The organism is Winogradskyella psychrotolerans (genome assembly GCF_018860545.1).
Classification (GTDB): Bacteria; Bacteroidota; Bacteroidia; order Flavobacteriales; family Flavobacteriaceae; genus Winogradskyella; species Winogradskyella psychrotolerans_A.
This window is the reverse complement of record NZ_JAHKPN010000011.1, coordinates 556,505-581,012: the sequence shown is the minus strand read 5'-3', so window position 1 is coordinate 581,012 and position 24,508 is coordinate 556,505. Positions and strand designations below refer to the sequence as shown.

At 33.4% G+C, this 24,508-nt stretch carries 23 protein-coding genes; 21 read left to right on the top strand and 2 right to left on the bottom strand.

Translation table 11 applies throughout. The features are described from left to right. The first annotated feature begins 145 nt into the window (after positions 1-145). The 7 genes from KO515_RS05895 (at position 146) to KO515_RS05865 (ending at position 7,564) form a co-directional block, all read left to right on the top strand. Positions 146-1,708: a protein adenylyltransferase SelO gene (locus tag KO515_RS05895; protein WP_215935440.1), complete on the top strand. Its 1,563-nt coding sequence runs from the start codon at positions 146-148 to the stop codon at positions 1,706-1,708. Between the two features lie 24 nt (positions 1,709-1,732). Next, complete coding sequence (locus KO515_RS05890; protein WP_215935439.1) at positions 1,733-2,458, top strand: flavodoxin family protein; 726 nt, start codon at positions 1,733-1,735, stop codon at positions 2,456-2,458. A 60-nt stretch (positions 2,459-2,518) separates the two neighbouring features. Then, positions 2,519-2,800: a DUF427 domain-containing protein gene (locus KO515_RS05885; RefSeq protein ID WP_178983266.1), complete on the top strand. Its 282-nt coding sequence runs from the start codon at positions 2,519-2,521 to the stop codon at positions 2,798-2,800. Between the two features lie 9 nt (positions 2,801-2,809). Then, positions 2,810-4,027: a bifunctional alpha/beta hydrolase/OsmC family protein gene (locus tag KO515_RS05880; protein ID WP_215935438.1), complete on the top strand. Its 1,218-nt coding sequence runs from the start codon at positions 2,810-2,812 to the stop codon at positions 4,025-4,027. A 7-nt stretch (positions 4,028-4,034) separates the two neighbouring features. Continuing rightward, complete coding sequence (egtB, locus tag KO515_RS05875; RefSeq protein ID WP_354668267.1) at positions 4,035-5,201, top strand: ergothioneine biosynthesis protein EgtB; 1,167 nt, start codon at positions 4,035-4,037, stop codon at positions 5,199-5,201. Beyond that, positions 5,202-6,140, top strand: coding sequence for an L-histidine N(alpha)-methyltransferase (locus KO515_RS05870; protein ID WP_215935437.1), 939 nt, complete (start codon positions 5,202-5,204; stop codon positions 6,138-6,140). It begins immediately after the preceding gene. 110 nt (positions 6,141-6,250) lie between these two features. After that, complete coding sequence (locus KO515_RS05865; RefSeq protein WP_354668266.1) at positions 6,251-7,564, top strand: DUF2254 domain-containing protein; 1,314 nt, start codon at positions 6,251-6,253, stop codon at positions 7,562-7,564. Between the two features lies 1 nt (position 7,565). Here KO515_RS05865 and KO515_RS05860 read toward each other — a convergent pair whose 3' ends face one another. Next, positions 7,566-8,375, bottom strand: a complete 810-nt coding sequence (locus KO515_RS05860; RefSeq protein WP_215935436.1) for a hypothetical protein — start codon at positions 8,373-8,375, stop codon at positions 7,566-7,568. Positions 8,376-8,459: 84 nt separating this feature from the next. On the opposite strand from KO515_RS05860, the gene KO515_RS05855 reads away from it, so the two are divergent. Next, on the top strand, positions 8,460-9,677 hold the full coding sequence (locus KO515_RS05855) for an NAD(P)/FAD-dependent oxidoreductase (RefSeq protein ID WP_215935435.1): 1,218 nt from the start codon (positions 8,460-8,462) through the stop codon (positions 9,675-9,677). On the opposite strand, the gene KO515_RS05850 is transcribed toward KO515_RS05855, so the two are convergent. Next, the gene (locus KO515_RS05850) at positions 9,644-11,902 is read right to left on the bottom strand and encodes a response regulator (protein WP_215935434.1); all 2,259 of its coding nucleotides are present in this window, start codon (positions 11,900-11,902) and stop codon (positions 9,644-9,646) included. The two genes, KO515_RS05855 and KO515_RS05850, sit on opposite strands and share 34 nt — an antisense overlap. Positions 11,903-12,104: 202 nt before the next feature. On the opposite strand from KO515_RS05850, the gene KO515_RS05845 reads away from it, so the two are divergent. The 13 genes from KO515_RS05845 to KO515_RS05785 all read left to right on the top strand — a co-directional run bounded on the left by KO515_RS05845 (position 12,105) and on the right by KO515_RS05785 (position 24,493). After that, on the top strand, positions 12,105-12,638 hold the full coding sequence (locus KO515_RS05845; RefSeq protein ID WP_215935433.1) for a DUF1697 domain-containing protein: 534 nt from the start codon (positions 12,105-12,107) through the stop codon (positions 12,636-12,638). Between the two features lie 6 nt (positions 12,639-12,644). Further along, a complete protein-coding gene (locus KO515_RS05840; RefSeq protein ID WP_215935432.1) occupies positions 12,645-13,748 on the top strand; it encodes a diphosphomevalonate/mevalonate 3,5-bisphosphate decarboxylase family protein in 1,104 nt (367 codons plus the stop codon). Between the two features lie 40 nt (positions 13,749-13,788). After that, a complete protein-coding gene (locus KO515_RS05835; protein ID WP_215935431.1) occupies positions 13,789-14,718 on the top strand; it encodes a mevalonate kinase family protein in 930 nt (309 codons plus the stop codon). A 64-nt stretch (positions 14,719-14,782) separates the two neighbouring features. After that, entirely contained in the window at positions 14,783-15,685 is a 903-nt protein-coding gene (locus KO515_RS05830; RefSeq protein WP_215935430.1) for a geranylgeranylglycerol-phosphate geranylgeranyltransferase, read from the top strand. A gap of 107 nt (positions 15,686-15,792) precedes the next feature. Next, positions 15,793-16,653 (top strand): pseudouridine synthase, encoded by an 861-nt coding sequence (locus KO515_RS05825; RefSeq protein WP_215935429.1) that lies wholly within the window; start codon positions 15,793-15,795, stop codon positions 16,651-16,653. 127 nt (positions 16,654-16,780) lie between these two features. After that, positions 16,781-17,161, top strand: coding sequence for a YbjP/YqhG family protein (locus tag KO515_RS05820; protein ID WP_215935428.1), 381 nt, complete (start codon positions 16,781-16,783; stop codon positions 17,159-17,161). A 707-nt stretch (positions 17,162-17,868) separates the two neighbouring features. Beyond that, a complete protein-coding gene (locus KO515_RS05815) occupies positions 17,869-19,260 on the top strand; it encodes an arginine decarboxylase (protein ID WP_215935427.1) in 1,392 nt (463 codons plus the stop codon). Between the two features lie 400 nt (positions 19,261-19,660). Further along, positions 19,661-20,602, top strand: a complete 942-nt coding sequence (gene speB / locus KO515_RS05810; RefSeq protein WP_215935426.1) for an agmatinase — start codon at positions 19,661-19,663, stop codon at positions 20,600-20,602. Continuing rightward, positions 20,592-21,569 carry a deoxyhypusine synthase family protein gene (locus tag KO515_RS05805; protein WP_215935425.1) on the top strand — a complete coding sequence of 326 codons (978 nt, stop codon included), beginning with the start codon at positions 20,592-20,594 and terminating at the stop codon, positions 21,567-21,569. Before speB ends, KO515_RS05805 begins: the two co-directional genes overlap by 11 nt. Positions 21,570-21,571: 2 nt before the next feature. Next, entirely contained in the window at positions 21,572-23,104 is a 1,533-nt protein-coding gene (locus tag KO515_RS05800) for a carbon-nitrogen hydrolase family protein (protein ID WP_215935424.1), read from the top strand. A gap of 44 nt (positions 23,105-23,148) precedes the next feature. Beyond that, on the top strand, positions 23,149-23,475 hold the full coding sequence (locus tag KO515_RS05795; RefSeq protein WP_215935423.1) for a hypothetical protein: 327 nt from the start codon (positions 23,149-23,151) through the stop codon (positions 23,473-23,475). Positions 23,476-23,550: 75 nt separating this feature from the next. Then, positions 23,551-23,964 carry a VOC family protein gene (locus KO515_RS05790; protein ID WP_215935422.1) on the top strand — a complete coding sequence of 138 codons (414 nt, stop codon included), beginning with the start codon at positions 23,551-23,553 and terminating at the stop codon, positions 23,962-23,964. 157 nt (positions 23,965-24,121) lie between these two features. Beyond that, positions 24,122-24,493 (top strand): hypothetical protein, encoded by a 372-nt coding sequence (locus tag KO515_RS05785; protein ID WP_215935421.1) that lies wholly within the window; start codon positions 24,122-24,124, stop codon positions 24,491-24,493. Positions 24,494-24,508: the final 15 nt, after the last annotated feature.

Here is a 24,508-nt window from a genome sequence, read left to right as displayed (position 1 = left end):
AAAAAATTACAGTGCTCAATCCGTTGAATTAGCATTTGAGTTAATATGAAATCGTATTTTTATAAACAATTGTAATATTAAATGGTTTATTGCAATGCTAAAATTACGTACCATATTTAAGTCACTCAAATGCTAAATTAGATAGATGAAGTTACACATAAAAGACACCTTTAGTAAAGAGTTACCTTCAGATTCTAATACGGATAATAGCAGACGTCAAGTATCAGAAGCCACACACTCTTATGTTAATCCAAAAGTACCTTCATATCCTCAATTAATTCATGCGTCAAAAGAGATGGCAAATGCCATTGGTTTAGAGGAAGAAGATATCAATTCAAAAGACTTTTTAGAGGTTTTTTCGGGCTCTAAAGTTTATCCAAAAACAAAACCTTATGCTATGGCCTATGCAGGGCACCAGTTTGGCAATTGGGCAGGGCAATTGGGAGATGGTAGAGCAATTAATTTATTCGAAGTTGAGCAAGACAATAAACGTTGGGCAATTCAACTAAAAGGGTCTGGTGAAACACCCTATTCAAGACAAGGTGATGGATTGGCGGTTTTACGTTCTTCCATTCGTGAGTATTTATGTAGCGAGGCTATGTATCATTTGGGTGTGCCCACTACAAGAGCGTTAAGTTTAATGTTGTCTGGTGATGACGTGTTACGCGATATGCTTTATAACGGTAATGCCGATTACGAAAAAGGCGCTATCGTCGCTAGAGTTGCACCGACTTTTATTCGGTTTGGTAATTTTGAATTGTTTGCGGCTCGAAACGATATTAAAAACCTCAAAAAACTAACCGATTACACTATAAAATACTTTTATCCAGAATTGGGTAAACCTTCAAAAGAAACCTATATCAAACTTTTTGAAGCCGTGACACAACGCACGTTAGATATGATTATCCATTGGCAACGCGTTGGTTTTGTGCATGGAGTGATGAATACCGATAACATGTCCATTCTTGGTTTAACTATAGATTACGGCCCTTATGGTTGGCTCGAAGATTTTGATTTTGGCTGGACACCAAACACCACAGATAAACAAAACAAACGGTACCGTTTTGGGAATCAGCCCAACATTGGGCTTTGGAATTTATTACAACTCGCTAACGCCTTATATCCGTTAATTGAAGAAGCCGAACCGATTGAAGCTATTTTAAATCAGTATCAAGTTGATTTTGAAAAGCAATCCCTTCAAATGATGCGCTCTAAATTAGGGTTGCAAGTAGAACTTGAGGACGATGCAAAATTGATACAAAATTTTGAAGATTGTTTATTGTTGTCTGAAACCGATATGACGATAGCATTCCGATTATTAGCGAACTATAAGAAAGGCAATCCTGAAAACGGTGTTGAAATCATTGAAAAAGCATTTTATAAGCCCGAAGAAATAAAGGGTGACAACCTCATGACATGGAAAGTTTGGTTCAAAGCTTACGACCAACGCTTAGAGAAGGATACAATTACAGATTCAGAACGCCAACAAAACATGAATGCTGTAAACCCAAAATATGTGCTTAGAAATTATATGGCGCAGTTAGCCATCGACCAAGCAGATAAAGAGGATTATAGTATGGTAGATGAATTGTTTCAATTACTAAAAAAACCATATGATGAGCAACCACAGCACGAAAAATGGTTTACTAAACGGCCAGAATGGGCACGACATAAAGTAGGTTGCTCTATGCTGAGTTGCAGCTCTTAATTTTTAATTTAAAAAAACAGAACTATGGATTTTTCAAAACTTAAAGTATTATACATCAATTGCACATTAAAGAAATCACCTGCGGTAAGCCACACCGAAACGCTGATGGAGGTCTCTCAAAATATTTTAAAAAAGGAGAACGTATCTTTTGAAACGGTTCGACTTATAGATTTAGATGTAGCCGTTGGTGTGTATCCAGATATGACGGAGCATGGTTGGGAGAAAGATGACTGGCCAAGTATTTACGAAAAAGTGAGTGAAGCCGATGTTTTAATCGTAGGAACACCAATTTGGTTAGGAGAAAAATCTTCTGAAGCGCAAAAGTTAATTGAACGTTTGTACGCCATGAGTGGAGAAACGAATGATAAAGGCCAATATGTGTTTTACGGTAAAGTAGGAGGATGTATGGTAACGGGTAATGAAGATGGCGTAAAACACTGTGCTATGGGAATATTGTATTCGCTGCAGCATGTCGGTTATTCTATTCCACCGCAAGCCGATTGTGGTTGGATTGGAGAAGTAGGACCTGGACCAAGTTATGGCGATACCAAATGGAAAGATAAAAGCATTAATCCACCCGTAGGTTTTGATTCTGAATTCACCAATAGAAACACCACATTTATGACTTATAATCTTTTACACTTGGCAAAGCTATTGAAAGAAAATAAAGGCTATAGTAATTACGGTAATTCTCGAGAAGCATGGGACAGTGGTACACATTGGTCTTTTGAAAATCCGGAATATAGATAGAAATTAAGCATCCACAAATGGAGCGAGATTAAAGTTTCTGTTTGATAAAAAACAATAAAGATGAAAGCAATTTGGAATAATAAAGTCATAGCAGAAAGTAATGACACTATAGTCATAGAAAGAAATCATTATTTTCCTCACGAAAGTATAAAAAAGGAATTTTTTAAACCAAGTGACTTAAACTCTGTATGCCCATGGAAAGGCACAGCGTCGTACTATACTATAGAGGTTGATGGTAAGGAAAATAAAGATGCTGCTTGGTTTTATCCAGAAGTGTCAGAATTAGCAAAAGGGATTAAAAACCATGTTGCTTTTTGGAGAGGTGTAACAATTGAAGATTAAAATTAGGTTATGAAAAGCACAAAACTCAAGATAAAAAATCGAAAAGGAATTACTCTCAATGCCAATTTAGAATTGCCAGCCAATCAAAAACCAAATTACTATGCCATTTTCGCACATTGTTTTACCTGCAGCAGCAGTCTAAGTGCTGTAAGAAATGTGAGTAGAGCATTAACTCAAAACGGATTTGCGGTGTTGCGTTTCGATTTTACAGGTTTAGGTCGAAGTGAAGGCGAATTTGCGGACAGTCATTTTTCTGCAAATGTAGATGACTTATTAGATGTTCATGAATATATGGAACAACACTATCAAGCGCCAAGTTTACTTGTTGGACATTCTTTAGGCGGAGCAGCCGTATTAGTGGCGGCTTCAAAGCTTGAAACAGTAAAAGCAGTTGCTACTGTAGGTGCGCCATCAGCAGTAAATCATGTAAAGCATTTATTTTCGCATCAGGTTGAGGACTCTGCAGAAAAAGGAGATGTAGAAGTAAATATTGGTGGTCGTCCATTTGTTATCAACCAAGATTTTGTTGAAGAATTTGATAAAACGGACTTGCCTACCGTAGTTAAAGATTTGCGTAAACCTTTATTGATTATGCATGCGCCTTTCGATAAAATAGTGGGTATTGAAAACGCTGAGCAATTATACAAAAAGGCACACCATCCAAAGAGTTTTGTAACTTTAGATAATGCGGATCATTTATTAACTAAAGAAGAAGATAGCCAATATGTTGGTGAACTTATAGGCACGTGGGCAAAGCGTTATTTTCCTAAGGCTAAAAATAAAATGTTAAGTACCGAAGGTGAGCAACTCGTTGGACACTTAAACATTGTTGAAAACAACTTTACCACGGAAATCCAAACTAAAAATCACGCCTTTATTGCCGATGAACCTGCAAGTGTTGGTGGAAGTGATTTTGGTCCCTCACCATACGAATATCTCAATGCCGCATTAGCAGCTTGTACGGTAATGACCTTGAAAATGTATGCCGAACGAAAAAAATGGGATTTAAGAGAGGTCTATGTTTATATCTCACACTCAAGAAAACATAGTGATGATTTAAATCTTGTTACAGAGCAGCCTAAATACTTAGACCACATTAGCAAAAAATTAAAACTGATTGGTGATTTAACAACTGAACAAAAAGACCGTTTAAAAGGAATTTCCTCGCGTTGCCCTGTGCACAAAACCATTGCAAGCGAAGTCATTTTTGAAACTGAAATACTATAGATTAGACGTGGAAACAATAACAAACCATACCATAACTAAAGAACGCTTCTTAGACGTTAGGCATCAAACAGAACTGATTTGTAAATCGCTTCAGGCGGAAGATGTATCCATCCAACCCGCAGAATTTGTGTCACCACCCAAATGGCATTTGGCACATACGACTTGGTTTTTTGAGCAATTTATACTTTCTGAATATAAAGCAGATTATAAAGTGTTTAACGATGATTTCGCCTATTACTTTAATAGTTATTACAATAACGTTGGCAAACGGGTCATGAGAGCTGAACGTGGCTTAATGACACGGCCAACATTGCAAGAAGTTCTCGATTATAGAGCTTATGTAAACGCACAACTTTCAGAATTTATTTCTAATGGAACTTCTGAAGACATTTCAAATATTATAGAGATTGGTTTACAGCACGAGCAGCAGCATCAAGAGTTATTACTTTACGATATCAAATATATTTTCGGCAATCAACCGTCATTTCCTGTTTTGGATTATAAAATCCAGTTACAAGCCGACAATGACCCACAAGAATTCCTTCAAATTAAAGAAGGCGTTTACGAAATTGGTCATAAAGGTGAGGGCTTTTGTTTTGATAATGAATTAGGAAGGCATAAAGTGTATCTTCATGATTTTGAAGTCTCAAATCAACTCGTCACCAATTCAGAGTATATTGAATTTATAGCTGCAGGTGGTTATAAAGATTTTAATCATTGGCATGCTGAGGGTTGGGATTATGTTCAAAATAACAATTTAGAAGCACCTTTATATTGGCATCAGGTCGATGGAACATGGATGCACTACACACTTAATGGTTTTGTTGAGGTTGATGGTGATTTGCCGGTAACTCATATCACATTTTACGAAGCATATGCTTTTGCACAATGGAAGGGGATGCGTTTACCAACCGAGTTTGAATGGGAAGTAGCCTCACATAAATTTAGTTTTGGCCAGCTTTGGGAATGGACTAATAGTGCGTACTTACCTTATCCTAATTATACCAAGGTAGACGGTGCGCTTGGCGAATATAATGGTAAATTTATGGTGAATCAAATGGTATTGCGAGGTGGCTCAGTAGCGACTTCAAAAAACCATTGCAGACCAACTTATAGAAACTTTTTTCAGCCAGACATGCGTTGGCTATTTTCAGGAATTAGATTAGCAAGATAAATGACAGATAACTTCGCAAATGATGTGCTTAAGGGCTTAACTGCCAAAAATAAACACTTGCCATCTAAGTATTTTTACGACGATAATGGCAGTCGCATATTTCAAGAAATAATGAATATGCCAGAATATTATCCAACCAATTCAGAGTTTGAGATTTTGTCTATGCAATCCAAACAAATTATTGAAGCCTTAAAGTTTTCAGGGCCTTTTAATATTGTAGAATTGGGAGCGGGTGATGGTTTTAAAACATTTAAACTCTTAGAATATTTGGTGCAAAACGAGGTAGATTTTCACTATGTACCAATAGATATTTCTCAAGAAGCCATTGATATCCTCACACAGCGACTCAAAGAAAAATTACCAAGCTTAAAAATACATCCTAAAGTCGGTGATTACTTTGAAATTTTAAAGGAGAATAAGCAAAGTGATTACCCTAGTTTGTTATTGTTCTTGGGTGGTAATATTGGAAATTATCTAGAACATAGAGCCAAAGAATTGCTGCAGCTTTTTAACGAAAACATGAAAACTGGTGACAAGCTGTTAATTGGTTTTGACTTGAAGAAAAATCCAATTATTATTCATAATGCGTATTATGATAAGCATGGTATTACCAAACGGTTTAATCTGAATTTATTAATTAGAATTAATAGAGAATTAGATGCTGATTTTAAAATTGATGATTTTGATTTTTACTGCTATTACAATCCAACCACTGGAAATGTAAAAAGCTACATCGTTAGTCTTAGAAAACAAACGGTGCATCTTAAGGCCATAAACGAGGTTGTTCATTTGGATTATGATGAATTAATCTGGACCGAATTGTCTAAAAAATATGCCTTAGAAGAGATTAGCGAGTTAGCAAACCATGCCGAGTTTACTGTAGAAAATAACTTCTTAGATTGTAAACATTACTTCACAGATAGTTTGTGGACAAAATGATACCGATTAAAACCTAATGCGTTTGGGTTAAGTGATTCACTTATAAAGGTGTTTCTTGAGGCTGAATTGAAAATTTTTTTCAATGATGACTAGTGTTATAACTCTTAAGCGTGAAGAAGTACATTTACAAAATCCTAAAATCATTAGATAAGTTAGAAAGTAATATTGCTTTTTATCCCTCAATTATTAGTCTTTTTGGGATGCTTTTTGCATTCTTCATGATTTATTTAGAAAGTAAGGGTATCTCTAAATACCTCGTTGAACATGCACCAATTTTAGTGGTTAATAATACGGAAACCGCTAGAAGTTTACTCACCACATTTATTGCAGGCCTAATTTCAATAATGGTGTTTAGTTTTTCAATGGTAATGATTTTATTGAATCAGGCGTCAAGTAACTTTTCACCGAGATTGCTTCCGGGATTGATTTCCAATAGACGACATCAAATTATTTTAGGGATTTATAATTCCACATTATTGTATTGCATTTTCACCTTGGTGTCCATAACACCTCAAGGTGACAAATACCAACTGCCTGGTTTTTCTGTGTTGCTAAGCATTGTGTTTATGACTTTGAGTTTGGGGTCTTTCATTTATTTTATCCATTCTATTTCACAAGAAATTCAGGTAAATACCATAATGGATAAAATCTTTAAGAAAGCTAAGGTCCGATTAGACAAATTGATTGAAGACGAAAAACATAATGACACAGCGTTTGAAGATACTTCAAATTGGAACCACGTTATGGCTGATTCAACAGGTTATATGCAAGATGTAAGTTTAAATTCTTTAGCCGATTTAGCAGAAGAGCATCAGTTAAAAATTGAGATTGTGCCTATTAAAGGAGCTTATGTTTTAAAAGGTATCCCAATTCTGAAATATAAAGGTCATAGCGATGATGACTTAGAAAAACAATTAGCTAAAACCATAACATTTTCTAATAGTGAACTAATAGAAGATAATTACGTGCTTGCTTTTAAACAAATCACTGAAATTGCTCTAAAAGCCATGTCACCTGGTATTAACGATCCAGGAACCTGTATTAATTGTATCGATTATCTCACTGAATTATTCGCATTGCGGATGACGAAGAAAGATAAAAGTTATTATTTTAATGAGGATGATACCGCGCTTATATCTATAAAAACGGTAAGTTTTGAGCAGTTGCTTTATAACGTAATGGCATCGCTTAGAACCTATTGTAAGCACGATATTATTATTGTACAGAAGCTTTTTTTAATGCTACAATATTTACTACAAAACAATGATGTGTTAATTGAAAACTACAATGAAATCATTGTTAAGGAAATACAGAATCTCGAAAAAGATGCCTTAGACAATCATAAAAATGAAGCCGATATTGAAGTTATAAATGCTTTTGTTTTAAAGTTACGACAAGTGAATACTTCGGGAAATGAAATATAGGTTAATTCAAATTGAAAGAATAGATATAGCCTCCTTCTGAATGTCTTCTTTCGTCTGTAATAATAACCGTTGCGTCCGTTTTAAAACAAATGCCTTCTTTTTGTGAGTCGTGGTCAAAGTCTACTTCAGTGATATTGCCAGAGAAAAACGCATCATTTTCAAAATTAGTGATTTTCCACAATTTATCGTGATTGAGAAGAATAACGGTTTCACCATCTTCGCTAATATCAGCTGAGGTAATTTTATTGTTTTTGCCTTTCAGTTTATATTCAGAATGTACTTCAGCGACCTGTGTTCCTACACTATTTTTAACTTTTAAAACAACAAACTTTTTATTCTCTTTACTAAAAATGTAGAAGCAGTTATTGTAAATGAAAAAGGACTCGAAATCTTCAGATTTTTGATGTTTAGGAAGGGAGAATTCAATGACTTCAGCGACAGCAGATCGTGCATTTAAATCGTTGTCATTAACCTTATAGATTTTAAATGTTTTGCGTTTTTTATTATTGTTTCCAAAATCGCCTATGTAGATATGACCTTGGTTGTCTGACGTTAAATCTTCCCAGTCTTTGTTTTTGGCATTGCTGATATAGACGTTCCTAACGATGTTTCCGTTGTTATCTAATCCTATGAGGTTATTGTCGTTGCCTGCATCTTGAATCACCCAAATGATGTCAGAGTCGTTACCTGTTTCTGCAGCCGATACTTCTTTTAATTCCTTAGCAATGCGGTTCTCAATTTTTAGCTGTCCTGTAGATTGACAGGAGCTCACAATAAATAAAAGAAATATTAGTCTTTTGATGTATATCATTGTAATTTTATACTTTGACTCAAAGTAGTACTCGTCATTAAATAACACAAATTAAAAATCACAAAATCTTCTTAAGATAATAGTTTGAATACACAAAAAGATATTATAATTATTGGTGGTGGAGCTGCCGGTTTTTTTGCGGCCATTAACATCGCAGAACAGCATCCTGAATTATCGGTTGCGATTTTAGAACGCGGCAAAGAAGGTTTGCAAAAAGTGAAAATTTCTGGTGGTGGACGCTGTAATGTGACACATGCTGAATTTATACCATCAGAATTGGTGCTCAATTATCCAAGAGGAGAAAAAGAACTTTTAGGCCCTTTTCATACGTTTATGACAGGTGATACTATTACGTGGTTTGAAGAACGTGGAGTGGAATTAAAAATAGAAGAGGATGGGAGAATGTTTCCGGTTTCAAATTCATCGCAAACGATTATTGATTGTTTTTTGAATGAAGCAGAAAAACACAAAGTTGAGGTGCTTTATAATCATTCCGTAAAGTCAATTCAGGCCTTAGAAAACAATTTTCTAATTGAAACATCACAAGGCGAATTTCAATCTGAAAAACTATTAATCGCCACAGGAAGTAATCCTAAAATCTGGAATTTGCTCGAAGATTTAGGTCATACTATTATTCAACCTGTTCCATCATTATTTACGTTTGATATTAATGATAAACGTATCAAGGATATTCCTGGTGTTGTTGCAAAAAACGTAGATATTAAAGTGGTTGGAACCGATTTAGAATCTAATGGTCCAGTGTTAATTACACATGTGGGTATGAGTGCACCAGCGATTTTAAAACTATCAGCATTCGGAGCTGTAGAATTGGCGAAATTGAATTATAATTTTAAAATTGAAATTAATTTTATTCAGTTAGATGTAGAAGCTTGTTTAGAACAACTCAAAGATTTCAAACAAGAATATGCTAAAAAGACGGTTGTTAAATTAGCGCAATTTGATTTACCAAAACGATTATGGACACAATTGGTTTTAGCTTCAGATATAAATGAGACAATGCGATGGGCAGATTTGAATAAACAGCAATTAGAGGCTTTAACTCAACAATTGACTAAGGCCATTTTTCAAGTTACTGGGAAAAGTACATTTAAGGATGAGTTTGTAACGGCAGGAGGTGTAGATTTAAAAGAGGTGAATTTTAAAACCTTTGAAAGTAAACGTATTCCAAATTTATATTTTGCGGGTGAAGTTATTGATGTGGATGCCGTAACTGGTGGTTTTAACTTTCAGAATGCTTGGACCTCTGCTTATATTGCTTCTACATCTATAATGTTACGCTGATTATGCTTATTGCCATAAGATGTAATAATGGCTTTAAAATCGTCAAATATATAGGGTTTCGTAATTATTTGATCTATACCAGCAGCTTCTGCTTTTGTGGAAATTTCATTAGAATTTAATGCCGTTAGAGCCAAAATAGGAATATGAGAATTGAACATTCTTATATGTTTTGTGACTTCATAACCATCCATATCAGGCATGTTAATATCCATTAAAATTAAATCGAAATCTTTTTCCTTTACAATAGATATAGCTTCTCTACCATTTGATATGGTTTGACAACTATAACCTTCTATTTTTTCAATATTCTTTTTTGTGATTAATAGGTTGATTTTGTTATCATCAACGATTAAAACATGCATCTCTCTTTTCGGTAGTACGGCTATTTTGAGTTGGTTTTCTATTACAATTGAAAGTTGAAACGTTATTTCGAAGAAAAAACAAGTGCCTTCATTAGGGGTGGAAACAAAATCAATATCTGAATTATGACTTTGTAATAGCGTCTTTACGATATATAATCCTAAACCAGAACCACTACTGTTTTTATTTAAAAATGTTTTATTTTCAAAAGCGCTAAAAACCACAGAGCGATGTTCATCTTTTATACCAATACCAGTATCTTTTACTTCGAAACGTAGTGTAATATTTTTGTCATCTCTGCTTTTCTCAAATACATTAATCGCAATATATCCTTCTTTGGTATACCGTATAGCATTGTACGCTAAATTAATTAATATCTGACTAAAGGCTACTTTATCGATTAAGATATGTTCATTTTCGTCAGAATCATCAATATGAACTTTTAGGTCTAAATCTTTATTTTTAGCTGCTATGGCAACGGTACTCATAACATGACTAACGATGTCTTCTATTTTACTTGGTTTTAATCTAAGATTTCTTTTTTCAAACTTTAATCTATTGGCTTGAAGTATGTTGTCTATTAATATAGATAGGTAATTACTAGATGATATCAATGAATCTAAATACGATTGCTTTTTTGAATCATCATTTTCTTGATTGATAAGTGTAGCTAAACCACTAATGCCATAAATTGGTGTTCGTAATTCGTGACTTAATATTGAGAAAAATTCTAACCGATCTTTATCAATGGCAATAAGTTTAGTGTTAGAGTCTTTTAGAGCTTTATTAACTTTTACAATATTTTTTCTGGCCTTAAAATAGAAGTAAAATACCGTGAGTATTATAATTAAAGTAATACTCGTAATAATTGTGCTTAATAAGAATATTTGTGAGTTTAATTCTTCTTTTTTACGTGTTTCATTTGCTAAAGCTAACTTCTGCTCGGCATTTATAATTTTATTTACTAACTCACCATTTCGAATATTCTTTTGCTCCATATTATTTAGCGCTCTGTACTTGTAAGTATCAGATTTTAAAAGATATTTGGTGGCAGAATCTAAATTTTTCTTGCTATTGGTGTAATAGAGATACTTATAGTAGTTTAACGAGGCTAATTTTCTGTAAGAATTAAAGTCTGTAGAAATAGAAGCTGCAAGTTTATCTTCATCAATTAAAAATAAAGCTTCGTAATCTTCTGGTTTATAGTCTGATAATTTAATGCGTGCTATGGCATTATAGTATTTATAAGATTGAAATAAATTCTCTTTTAGATTTTCGGTTCGGTAACTTTTAGAATAATTTAAGGTATTAAAATCAGAGTTTTTTAAATCTGTTAAAGCAATGTTGCTAGATGTAAGCATACTCGCATTTTCAAAACTATAGTATTCCTTTTTTATTTTATACTCAAGATTTATAAAGTATATTTCACTATTAAGTTTGCTAGAAATGTCTTGAGCTTTAGGATATAAACTATCAAATTTTGAATAGTTTTTTCCCATAACATACGTATTAAGTAAACCAGAGTAGGCAAGGTCTAAGCCTTTGTCTATTTTAAGGGAATCGTAAATTTTTAAAGCCTTTTTGTGGTAATTTTCGGCTTTAGCAAAATTAGACATCTTAGTAAGTACTAATCCAAAAGCATTATAAGATTTAGCTTCAGTTTCTTTGGAATTGAATTGCTTTGAAAACTGTATAGCATCGTTGATGAGAACTGTAGCCTGATAAAGACTATCGTTTCTTACGAGTAAATCTAGCTTTTGACTATTAAAAGTGCAAGTACTGCTAACGGTATTTATAAGAGACTCTTGTGATTGTGCAAAAGAGCTTGTAATAAGGGTTATAAATAAGACGATAACAGTGTTCAATTTGGGAAAACACATGTAATATTACTATTAGTGCTGTAAAACTACATTTTTTTATCAAAGTAGAGTTATTTAAACGGATTTATTTGCATTTTGTAGACCTTTTTGGAATGTTTCTAATTTGTGAGAACTCGTACTTCTTTCGATTTTTTTTTAAGTATTGTAGTTATTAGATATTATTTTTGAGTCATTAATCTAAGTATATATGATGACATACATTGCACTGTTAAGAGGAATTAATGTTGGTGGACACAAAAAAGTGCCAATGGCGGAATTACGAGAATTACTGACAAATTCCGGATTACAACATGTTAAAACTTATATTCAAAGTGGGAACATTATTTTTCAGTCCTCAGTAAATGATACGAACTTCTTAACAAACCAAATTCAAAGCTTGATTTTAAATCAATTTGGTTTTGAGGTTCCAGTTATAATAAAGTCGCAACAAGAATTAAGAACCATATATAATAATTGTCCCTTTTCCGAAGACAGAAAAGTGGAGAGTTATTTTGTGATGTTAAGTAAAGCACCTGATCAAAAATTGGTAGACGTAGCGTCTAAAAAAAAGTATCCTAATGATGACTATGTAATTCTTAACGATTGCATTTATTTGCACTGCGAAAAAGGCTATGGGAGATCAAAATTTAATCTTAATTTTTTTGAAAAGAAACTTAATGTCAATGCTACAGCTAGAAATTATAAAACAATAGTAAAACTCTTATCTTTGTCGGATATTTAAAATGCCATGACAGAACAAGACTTTATTCTCAAAGCCTACCACACCAATGTTGAAACGGGTTCCGTTAAATGGGAATCACCAAGTAACATCGCGTTGGTAAAATATTGGGGAAAAAAGAAACATCAAATTCCTGAGAATCCGTCCATTAGTTTTACGCTTTCAAATTGTAAAACAGTCACGGAAATCACGTATACTAGAAAGAAAACAAAGGAGTTTAGTTTCGATATCTATTTTGAAGGAGAAAAAAATGAAGCGTTCAAACCTAAAATTCAGACCTTTTTTGAGCGTATTGAAATCTATATGCCTTTTTTGAAGGATTATCATTTTAAAATTGAAACATCAAATACATTTCCACATAGCTCAGGTATTGCATCTTCGGCTTCAGGTATGAGTGCTATAGCCTTATGTTTAATGAGTATTGAAGAAAAATTAAAAGATAATGTCACATCAAGCGCAGTCGAAAGATCTGGAGATAACACATATTTCAACCAAAAAGCATCATTTCTAGCGCGTTTAGGTTCCGGAAGTGCCTGTAGAAGTATAGAAGGTGAACTCGTTGTTTGGGGAGAAAATGAAAGTGTTGCAGCAAGTTCTGATTTATACGGAGTAAAATTTGAAGGAGATGTGCATTCAAATTTTAAAAATTACCAAGACACGATATTATTAGTCGATAAAGGTGAAAAACAAGTCAGCAGTACAGTGGGACATCAGTTAATGTATGGCCATCCATTTGCAAAAGAACGTTTTTCGCAAGCGCATGATAATTTAGCGAAGTTGAAAACTATTTTAGCTTCAGGTGATTTAAATGAATTTGTGAAAATTGTAGAAAGTGAAGCCTTAACACTTCATGCTATGATGATGACGAGCATGCCGTATTTCATATTAATGAAACCAAATACTTTAGAAATCATCAATAAAATTTGGGCATATAGATTAAAAACAGATTCAAAAGTGTGTTTTACACTTGATGCTGGAGCCAATGTTCATGTATTATATCCTGAAACTGAAACTGAAACTGTCCTACAATTCATTAAGAATGAATTAGCTAACTATTGTCAAAATGCACATTATATTTGCGACCAAATCGGACATGGTGCCAACCAATTATGATTTTAATCCGTATATTTGTTAAAGCTATGACTAATATTATATGAAGGGACCACTATTTTATTCTAAAATACTTTTGTTTGGTGAATACGGAATTATCAAAGATTCTAAAGGCTTATCTATTCCTTATAATTTTTATAATGGAGCGTTAAAAAGAGATGAGAATCCAAGTGAAGAAGCGTTAAATTCTAACAACAGTTTAAAGCGTTTTGCGACGTATTTAAAAGGATTAGACACAGATTTAGTCGTTTTTAATATCGATAAATTAGAAAGCGATCTAAATTCAGGTATGTATTTTGATTCTTCAATACCGCAAGGCTATGGAGTAGGAAGTAGTGGAGCATTAGTCGCTGCTATTTATGATAAATATGCTAGTGATAAAATTACAGTTTTAGAAAATTTAACCCGTGAAAAACTGTTACGATTAAAGACTATTTTTTCGGAAATGGAATCGTTTTTTCATGGTAAATCTTCAGGTTTAGATCCTTTAAATAGCTATTTAAGCCTACCAATTTTAATAAATTCAAAAGATAATATTGAAGCTACAGGTATTCCGTCGCAACAGGCAGATGGAAAAGGAGCAGTCTTTTTAATAGATAGTGGTATTGTGGGAGAAACAGCACCAATGGTGAGCATTTTTATGGAAAACATGAAAAATGAAGGTTTCCGTAGTATGCTTAAGGATCAGTTTATTAAACACACAGATGCGTGTGTAGATGATTTCTTAAAAGGTGATATGAAATCCTTGTTTAAAAATACAAAGCAGTTATCTAAAGTTGTTTTGAATAATTTTAAACCTATGATTCCGTCTCAGTTTCATGAGTTATGGAAAAAAGGATTAGATAGTAACGACTATTATTTAAAACTTTGTGGATCTGGTGGAGGAGGTTACATCTTAGGATTTACTGAAAACATTGACGTTGCAAGAGAAGCATTGAAAGGCCAAAAATTGGAGGTCGTTTATAACTTCTAAAGTTTGCTATTGAGGAACTGCACTGAGTTGAAGTCGTATTTCGGAATTTTACAGCATCAAAATAATGTTAACAAGACGGCAGAAACACATTCTTCTTAAATTTTTCAGCCTATTTTCAGTAGTCAGAGGTTATAACATTTTAGTTGTGGTTATTGCCCAATACTTAGCTTCTGTTTATATTTTTGCGCACGATAAACCGGTTAAATCAGTACTTTTAGACCTCAATCTTTTAATGTTGGTTTTAGCATCTTCGGCAACTATAGCTGGTGGTTATATTATTAATAATTTCTACGATTCCGAGAAAGATTTAATCAACAAGCCCAGAAAAACTATGTTGGATCGTTTAGTGAGTCAAAACACCAAACTATCGTTTTATTTTGTGCTCAACTTTTTAGCAGTCGTATTTGCGAGTTATGTGTCGTTTAAAGCAGTTTTGTTTTTTTCAATTTACATTTTTGCTATTTGGTTTTACTCTCATCGTTTAAAGAAATTACCGATGGTTGGTAATATCGTGTCTGCGATATTAACAGTAACACCATTTTTTGCGATTTTTATTTACTATCAGAATTTTGAATTGGTAGTTTTTGCACATGGTATATTTTTGTTCTTATTAATTTCTATGCGAGAATTAACGAAGGACTTAGAAAACATAAAAGGGGATTTAGCTTTAAATTATAGAACAATTCCTGTGGTGTATGGTGAAAGGGTTTCAAAGTTAATGTTAAGTATTGTTGGAGTTTTTACGATCATTTCGGCGATTGTACTCGTCTTGTTTTTTAGGATTGGTCATATGTATTGTTTCTTTTATCTGAGTATCGCTTTGTTGTTAATTTATCTTATTATTCTATTAAAATCGAATACTAAAACCCATTACTTAATACTTCATAATATTCTTAAATTCATTATTGTAACTGGTGTTTTTTCAATTTTATTAATTGATGTTACAATTGTTTTAAACAGAATTTAAAAGGAATACACTCTGTTTTTTTAAGTTTTAAAAATCATAGCAGTAAACAACTTAAATAATTAAGCACTAGATATAAACTATTGTTTACCTTTGCAAAAATTTGAAACATGAGCAGAAATCAAGATAGCAAAGGAAAAGGAAAGACTTCAGGAAGAGGAAATGCTAATAGCAAAACGAATAGTTATGCTAGAGGAAACGCTCCTTTTAATAAGAAATCGTCATCCGCAAAGAAGGTCTCTAAACCTTCTAAATCGTCTAATCCAGATGAGATGCGTTTAAATAAATATATTGCCAATAGTGGTATGTGTTCTCGACGAGAAGCCGATGAGAATATCGCTATAGGATTGGTTATGGTAAACGGTAAAGTGGTTACCGAAATGGGTTACAAAGTAAAACGTACAGACGAAGTACGTTTTGATGGCCAACGTATTACTCCAGAGGCACCAGTTTATGTTTTATTGAATAAACCAAAGGGCTTTGCAACTACTACAGCTGAAGGTAAAGGCAGAACGGTTATGGATTTAGTAGCCAACGCCACTAACGCAAACATTAAGCCAATTGGTCGTCTGGGTAGAAACTCTTTAGGTTTACTATTGTTTACTAATGATGATATCGTTGTTCAAAAATTTACAAATTCTAAAAATGGAGTTGCGCGATTATTTCAAGTAGAACTCGATAAGAATTTAAAATTTGAAGATTTAAAAAAGATTCAAGACGGTTTTAAAATAGAAGGTAAATTAGTTGCTGTTGAGGAGATCAGCTATATTCAAGGTGAATCTAAAAGCCAAGTTGGTATTAAAATTAAAAATACAGGTAATACCATTTTACGTGCAATATTTGATCATCTTAACTACGATATTGTAAAAATTGATTGTGTAGCGATTGGTCATTTAACAAAAAAAGACATTCCTCGTGGTCATTGGAAGCATCTTACTGAACAAGAGGTAAATACCTTGAAGATGTTGTAATACTTGGCGTCATCGCCTTACTTCATTAATTATAATAATTGCCGTTCGTCGAATAAATACACTTTTTATCGAGGTTTTGTTTGTTTTTTCTATATTGCAGTCCCAAATAGATAAAAATAACCTACTTATGAAAAATGTAAGACTCATTTTAGTGCTTTTACTTATGGTAAATTGTACAACGGATTCTTCGGATGTGTTAGAAATTCAAGATGATTTAAGTCCTCAAACCCTTAATTGCGTCGATGATTTACCTCAAGTTAAAATAACTAACCAAAGTGCACTTGATTTCGATTTAATTATCTATGGTCAAGATTATAGCCAATTACACACCCAAAGTTTATCTGCTGCTGGAGCAACAGATTGGTTAGAACTTACCAATGGTGACATTATTGTAGTTGCAACAAATACTGATATTTACGGTCAAAAAATTCAATTAAGTATTCTTCCATGTGAAAGCATTGAAATAGAGATTGACGAGTTCAATAACTTAATAATTATAGGGATATAAAGAAAATTACTTTATATTTTACGGAATCATCTTGTCGCTTTAAATGATGTGAAAGTGCGTTGAATTAGAGGTGTACTTTCACATTATTCTAAGTTAATATTGAGGGTGTATTGAACGGTCCTTTACAACGGTTTAATAACGTATTCTAAATCTTCATTTAACGTAAAGTATAAAGGTATCTGTTATTTTTGAAGTGTAAAGTGTTGTAAGGCACATCTTCACATTGACTTGGTACGTAGCAACATGCCATACAACGTATTAGAAATCTAGCATCCAGATCGTGGATGCTTTTTTTATTAAGACAAACTGATATCTCGCTTATATTCTAGGTTTTAGCACGTTTTGAATAATAAAAATAACGGTGTGTAAAAAAAATAAAAAAAAATACAACATATTAAAAAATAATATACATTTGTATTGAAATTGGTGCAGATCTTAAAGGATTTTAAAACCAATTTTAGCTGAACAAATTGAAACATGTTTTTATGTTCGGGTTCTTGAAAATTAGGAAGTCATATTCAAGAGCAGCTTATAGGATAAGTAACCGAATTTTAGAGCTAACTTCCGCTTCTGCGATTGCTGCTAGTCAGCATATATATGGATTTGTACCTACTACACAAAGCCAGATTCAGGTATGAATATAACGTAACCTTAACAGGAGTTACGCTTATATTTTTTAATTTATACTTGAATATTTAATTTACAACATGAATAATAAATACATTGATCTCATCGATCAATCCTTTCACTTTCCACAAGACGAATTTAAACTTGAGGACAAAGAGCTGCATTTTCATGATATCGACCTAATGAAATTGGTTGAAGACCATGGTGTTCCTTTAAAATTCACCTATTTACCACAAATATCTAATAACATACAACGCGCTAAAACTTGGTTTGCAGATGCTTTTAAAAAGCATGATTATAAAGGCAAGTACAATTATTGCTATTGCACTAAAAGTTCGCATTTTAAACACGTTTTAGATGAAGCTTTAACTAATGATATTCATATTGAAACGTCTTCTGCTTTTGATATCGATATTGTAAAAGCGCTTAAAGAGGAAGGTAAAATCACGGACAAAACGTTTGTATTAAGTAACGGTTTTAAACGTGAACGCTACATTACTAATATTTCCGACCTTATTAATGACGGACACAAAAACTGTATTCCTATTATAGATAATTATGAGGAAATCGATTTATTATCTGAAGAAATTGAGGGGAAATTCCAAGTTGGAATTAGAATCGCATCCGAAGAAGAGCCTAAGTTCGAATTTTATACATCACGTTTAGGGATCGGTTACAAAAACATTGTACCTTTTTACAAAACTCAGATTCAAAATAATAAAAAAGTTGAGTTGAAGATGCTCCACTTTTTTATAAATACAGGGATTAGAGACAATGCGTACTATTGGAATGAATTGCACAAATGTTTGAAGGTTTATACGGCTTTAAAGAAAATTTGCCCAACCTTAGATAGTTTAAATATAGGTGGAGGTTTCCCGATAAAAAACTCATTAGCTTTCGATTTTGATTATGCCTATATGGTTGACGAAATCGTGAATCAGATCAAATTAGTTTGCGAGGAAGAAGAGGTGGCTACACCAAACATTTTTACAGAATTTGGCAGTTTTACAGTAGGAGAAAGTGGAGGAGCATTGTATAAAATCTTATACCAAAAACAACAGAATGATCGTGAGAAATGGAACATGATTAATTCCTCATTCATTACGACCTTACCAGATACTTGGGCAATTAACAAGCGTTTTATAATGTTGCCGCTTAACCGTTGGAATGATAGCTACGAGCGTGTGCTTTTAGGAGGTCTTACTTGCGATAGTGACGATTATTACAACAGTGAGCAGCATACAAATGCTATTTATTTACCTAAATACAATAAGGATAAACCGTTATATATTGGCTTTTTTAATACGGGAGCTTACCAAGAAACTATTGGTGGTTTTGGAGGGCTTCAGCATTGTTTAATACCAACGCCAAAACATATTCTAATTCAAAAAGATGCGGAAGGAAACCAGAGCACTAAGGTATTTGCAGAACAACAGAAGAGTGAAAACTTGTTGGGTATTTTAGGATACTGATAGTTATGAGTTGTTAGATTAGAAAATTTAAAACAATAGACTAACCTAAAATGAACCTAAATGCTAAACCAACCTACAAATTATTTTACTTATAAAATGAATTGAAACGAAGGGTTAAACAAAAATCGTCGTATTTGTAAAATTGATTAATAATTGAATTTTAATCGCTAAAAAGATTAATCCTATGAAAAAACCAACTTTATTTTTGTGCCGAAGAGAAAGAAATTTTTAGTAAAATAATTTTCAGTTTTGATTTTTTTGCTTCGTTTTTTTATCAAGAAAAAAATGAAGAAGTTATAATAAAAGAAGTGTTACTCTGTGCTTAGTTTAAGTGTAATACTATTTTTATTGAATAAAGTAAATAAACAACAACTTCCATTCAAATGGAAAATAATATAAAATGAAAACAAAAACTTACGCTGGTATTCCAGAAGAATTAGCAAAATTAGAAACGGCTAAAATCGTATTAATTCCTGTACCTTATGATGGTACAAGTACATGGCAAAAAGGCGCTGACAAAGGTCCTGATGCTTTTTTAGATGCTTCAGCAAATATGGAGCTCTATGATATTGAAACCGATTCTGAAGTGTATCAACAAGGTATATTCTTAGCGGATGCAGTTACAGAAAATGCGTCGCCAGAAGCGATGGTTGAAGCCGTTCACGAAGCCACAAAAAAATACATCAAAAAGAACAAATTTGTAACTGTTTTTGGTGGTGAACATTCGGTGTCAATCGGTACTATTAGAGCATTCAATGAAATGTTCGATGATATTACAGTGTTGCATATTGATGCACATGCCGATTTACGTGAAAGCTATGAAGGTACAGCTTGTAACCATGCATGCGCTGTTTATGAAGCGAGTCAAACCACTAACTTAATTCAAGTGGGTATTCGTTCTATGGATATTCTTGAGAAAACCGTTATGGATGAAGACAAAACGTATTTCGCTCATGACATGGCGCAAGATGACAGTTGGATGGATGCTGCGATAGATCAAATGACCGATAACGTATTTATCACATTCGATTTAGATGCGTTTGATCCTTCCATTATGCCAAGTACAGGGACACCAGAGCCAGGTGGTCTATTATATTACGAAACACTAGAGTTCTTAAAACAAGTATTTGAAGAAAAGAATGTAGTTGGTTTTGATATTGTAGAATTATGCCCAAATGAACATGATAAATCATCAGATTTCTTAGCGGCTAAATTGTACTACAAAATGTTGAGCTACAAATTTCAAGATCAAAATATCGAAGATGGTTTTGAAAGTAACTTTAACGATTCAAAAAACACAGGAAACAAAAAATCTAAATTCAACACAGAAGATGACTACTAATAAAGGAGAAATTTCAAAATTTATAGAGAAGTATTATTTACACTTTAATGCAGCGGCTTTGGTTGATGCGGCAAAGGGTTACGAAGATCAGTTAAATTCTGGTGCGAAGATGTTAGTCTCTTTGGCTGGTGCCATGAGTACTGCCGAATTAGGTAAGATTTTTGCAGAAATGATTCGCCAAGATAAGGTACAAATTGTGTCTTGCACAGGAGCAAATCTAGAAGAGGATATCATGAATTTGGTAGCACATTCACATTACAAACGTGTACCAAACTACAGAGATTTAACACCTCAAGATGAATGGGATTTGTTAGAGAAAGGGTTAAACCGTGTGACCGATACGTGTATTCCTGAGGAAGAAGCTTTTAGAAGAATCCAAGAACATATTGTTAAAATATGGAAAGAAGCTGAAGCAAACGGAGAACGCTATTTACCACATGAATACATGTATAAATTATTACTCTCAGGTGTTTTAGAAGAGCATTACGAAATAGATTTGAAAGATTCTTGGATGTATGCGGCGGCAGAAAAAAACCTACCTATTGTTTGCCCAGGTTGGGAAGATAGTACCATGGGAAATATCTTTGCCAGCTACGTGCTTAAAGGCGAATTGAAAGCAAGTACCATGAAATCTGGGATTGAGTACATGACATTTTTAGCAGATTGGTACACTGATAATTCTGAAAATGGTATCGGGTTCTTTCAAATTGGTGGAGGTATTGCAGGAGATTTTCCTATTTGTGTAGTGCCCATGTTATATCAAGATATGGAACGACCAGAAACACCATTTTGGAGCTATTTCTGTCAAATTAGTGATAGTACAACGAGTTACGGATCGTACTCAGGTGCAGTGCCAAACGAAAAAATAACGTGGGGGAAACTAGATATTAATACACCAAAATTCATCATTGAAAGTGATGCGACCATTGTGGCGCCTTTAATTTTTGCTTATCTTTTAGATATGTAACCATGGACGAACAAAAAATTGAAAATATAGAATTAAGCTATCTAACGGTTGGCGATTTTGAGGAATTAAAATCGGCAACCCTAGAAGCCTATGGTGGTGTTTTAAATTCTTATTGGAAAAAAGATCACATTGCACGTTTGACTACTATTTTTTCGGAAGGTCAAGTGGTCATTCGTATCGACGGTCAATTGGCAGGTTGTGCGTTATCTTTAATTGTGGATTACGATAAGATTGATGATAACCATACGTACGCTGACATTATTGAAGGTGATAAATTTAAAAATCACGATCCTGATGGTGATGTGCTATATGGTATTGATGTTTTTATAAAACCAGAATTTAGAGGCTTACGTTTGGGGCGTCGTTTATATGATTACCGAAAGGAATTATGCGAAAACCTAAACTTAAAAGGAATTGTTTTTGGAGGTAGAATGCCAAATTATCATAAGTATAAGGATCAGTATTCACCAAAAGAATACATTCAGAAAGTAAAGCATAAGGAGATTCATGATCCGGTTTTAAATTTTCAAACCTCTAATGATTTTCATCCGATAAGAATTATAAAAGGCTATTTAGAAGGAGATACCGCATCTAGCGAATATGCCGTTTTAATGGAATGGGATAATATTTATTATACCAAACCCAATAAAAAAGCGAGTAGTGTAAAAACCGTGGTGCGCTTAGGCTTGATTCAGTGGCAAATGCGTCCGTATAATGGTTTAGACGATTTAATGCAACAGGTGGAGTATTTTGTAGATAGTGTGTCTGCTTACCGCTCTGATTTTGCTGTATTTCCAGAGTTTTTTAATGCGCCATTGATGGCAAAGTATAACCATTTGCACGAGCCGCAAGCGATTAGAGAATTGGCAGGTTATACACAAACCATTGTTGAAAAAATGCAGCAGCTGTCTATTTCGTACAACATTAATATTATTACAGGTAGTATGCCAGAGGTGGTTGATGATGTGTTGTATAACGTGGGCTATTTATGCCGAAGAGATGGAAGTTTAGAGCGTTATGAGAAAATTCATGTGACTCCAGATGAAGCTAAAGTTTGGGGAATGCAACGTGGTCATCAATTAAAAACTTTTGAAACGGATGCAGGGAAAATTGGAATTTTAATTTGTTATGATTCCGAATTTCCTGAGTTATCACGCTTGTTAGCTGATGAGGGTATGGATATTTTATTTGTGCCTTTTTTAACCGATACACAAAACGGGTATTCACGTGTAAGGCTTTGTGCACAGGCGCGCGCTATAGAAAATGAATGTTATGTGGCCATAGCAGGTAGTGTTGGGAATTTACCGAATGTGAATAATATGGACATCCAATATGCGCAATCAGCCGTATTTACTCCATGCGACTTTTCATTTCCTAGTAATGGTATTAAGGCCGAAACCACGCCTAACACAGAGATGATTTTGGTAGCAGATGTAGACTTAGGCTTATTGCGAGAATTGCATTCCTTTGGTGCTGTAAAAAATTTAAAAGATCGTAGAAAAGATGTTTATGATGTTATTCGAGTAAATAAATAAGTATTATATTTAAAAAAAATTAGCTTTAGAAATATTATTAAGGAATGAAACCAAAAGACGCACATTTAAAACGAGTTATAGTTGATTTTAAAAAATTGACACCAGAAATTTTAGCACTTCTGGTAGACAAATATCCTGATGGGTATGATGATGATAATGTTATCTCGTTTAAAAATGCAAAAAATGAAATAGTTGAAGCTGTAGAAGTGACTACTGAAGATACCAAATATTTGGTTAAGGTAAGTACGAAGCTAGAACAAACCATGGAAAATTATGACGAAGAGGATTATGAAGACTTTGAAGATGATGATCCGGATGCAGTCGTAGATCCAGAATTAGAACCTGGTGCTGAGGACGAAGATTTTGACTAAACTTAAGTTGCTCGCTTAAGACTATTTTGTAATTTACTGTGTATTAATTTTTTATAAATTTTAAATGGTTGAATTATGGAAACAGCATTTCACATGTCTTTACCATGTTTGGATGTAGATGATACTAGTGATTTCTACGTTAAAAACATTGGTGCTTCTCTAGGTAGAACTGGAGATTATTGGTTGGATATAGATTTATTTGGTCATCAACTAACATTTATTCAAGTCGAAAAATTTAATTTCAATAGCCCCAATTATGTATTTGAAGGTAAGTTATTACCATCCTTCCATTTTGGTGTTATTGTTAATGAGAAACAATGGCAAGAGCTCTATACAAAGCTGAATAATTTGAAGCTTAAAGTGGTGACTCAAGCGACATTTTTAAAGGATAAATCAGGAGAGCATTTATCATTTTTTATAAAAGATCCTAACGATTATATGTTAGAATTTAAAAGTTTTAAAGATTCTAAGGAGATGTTTAAAGCGTAATTCAGATTAGCACAAAAATAAATTCTTCACAACGGACCACAGTAATTATGACCAAGAGGTTGTAATCTAAAAGCATTTGGGCTTGAGGTGGCAAACTCCCAAAACCACAATCTAAAATTAATACATGCTGACAAATTCAGCATAAAAATTAAACGCGATGAATACAAAAATTTATACCGTATTTGTGCTTATGGTCATGGTTTTAAGCGCAAATGCATATTCTAAATCTCATAAGAATAGTCAAGACAAGGAAAAAATAACCACGAATGCAATTTTTGATGGTTACGATGTAGATGATGGTTATGCTTTTCTAATTAATGCGGATGAAGATGACGAAGACAGTGAGGAAACAGTATATTTTATTGAAATTATAGAGGAAGCTCTTAAAGCTGCCAATCTAAAATCTAAAGATATGATTGGTAAGCGCTTTAAAATTACTTATGAAATTACTGAGCATGAAGAAGAAGATGAAAATGGTTTTGTTGAAGTTTACGAAACGTATAAGATTATTTCTTTAAAGAAGTTATAGTTAAACTTCGATTCT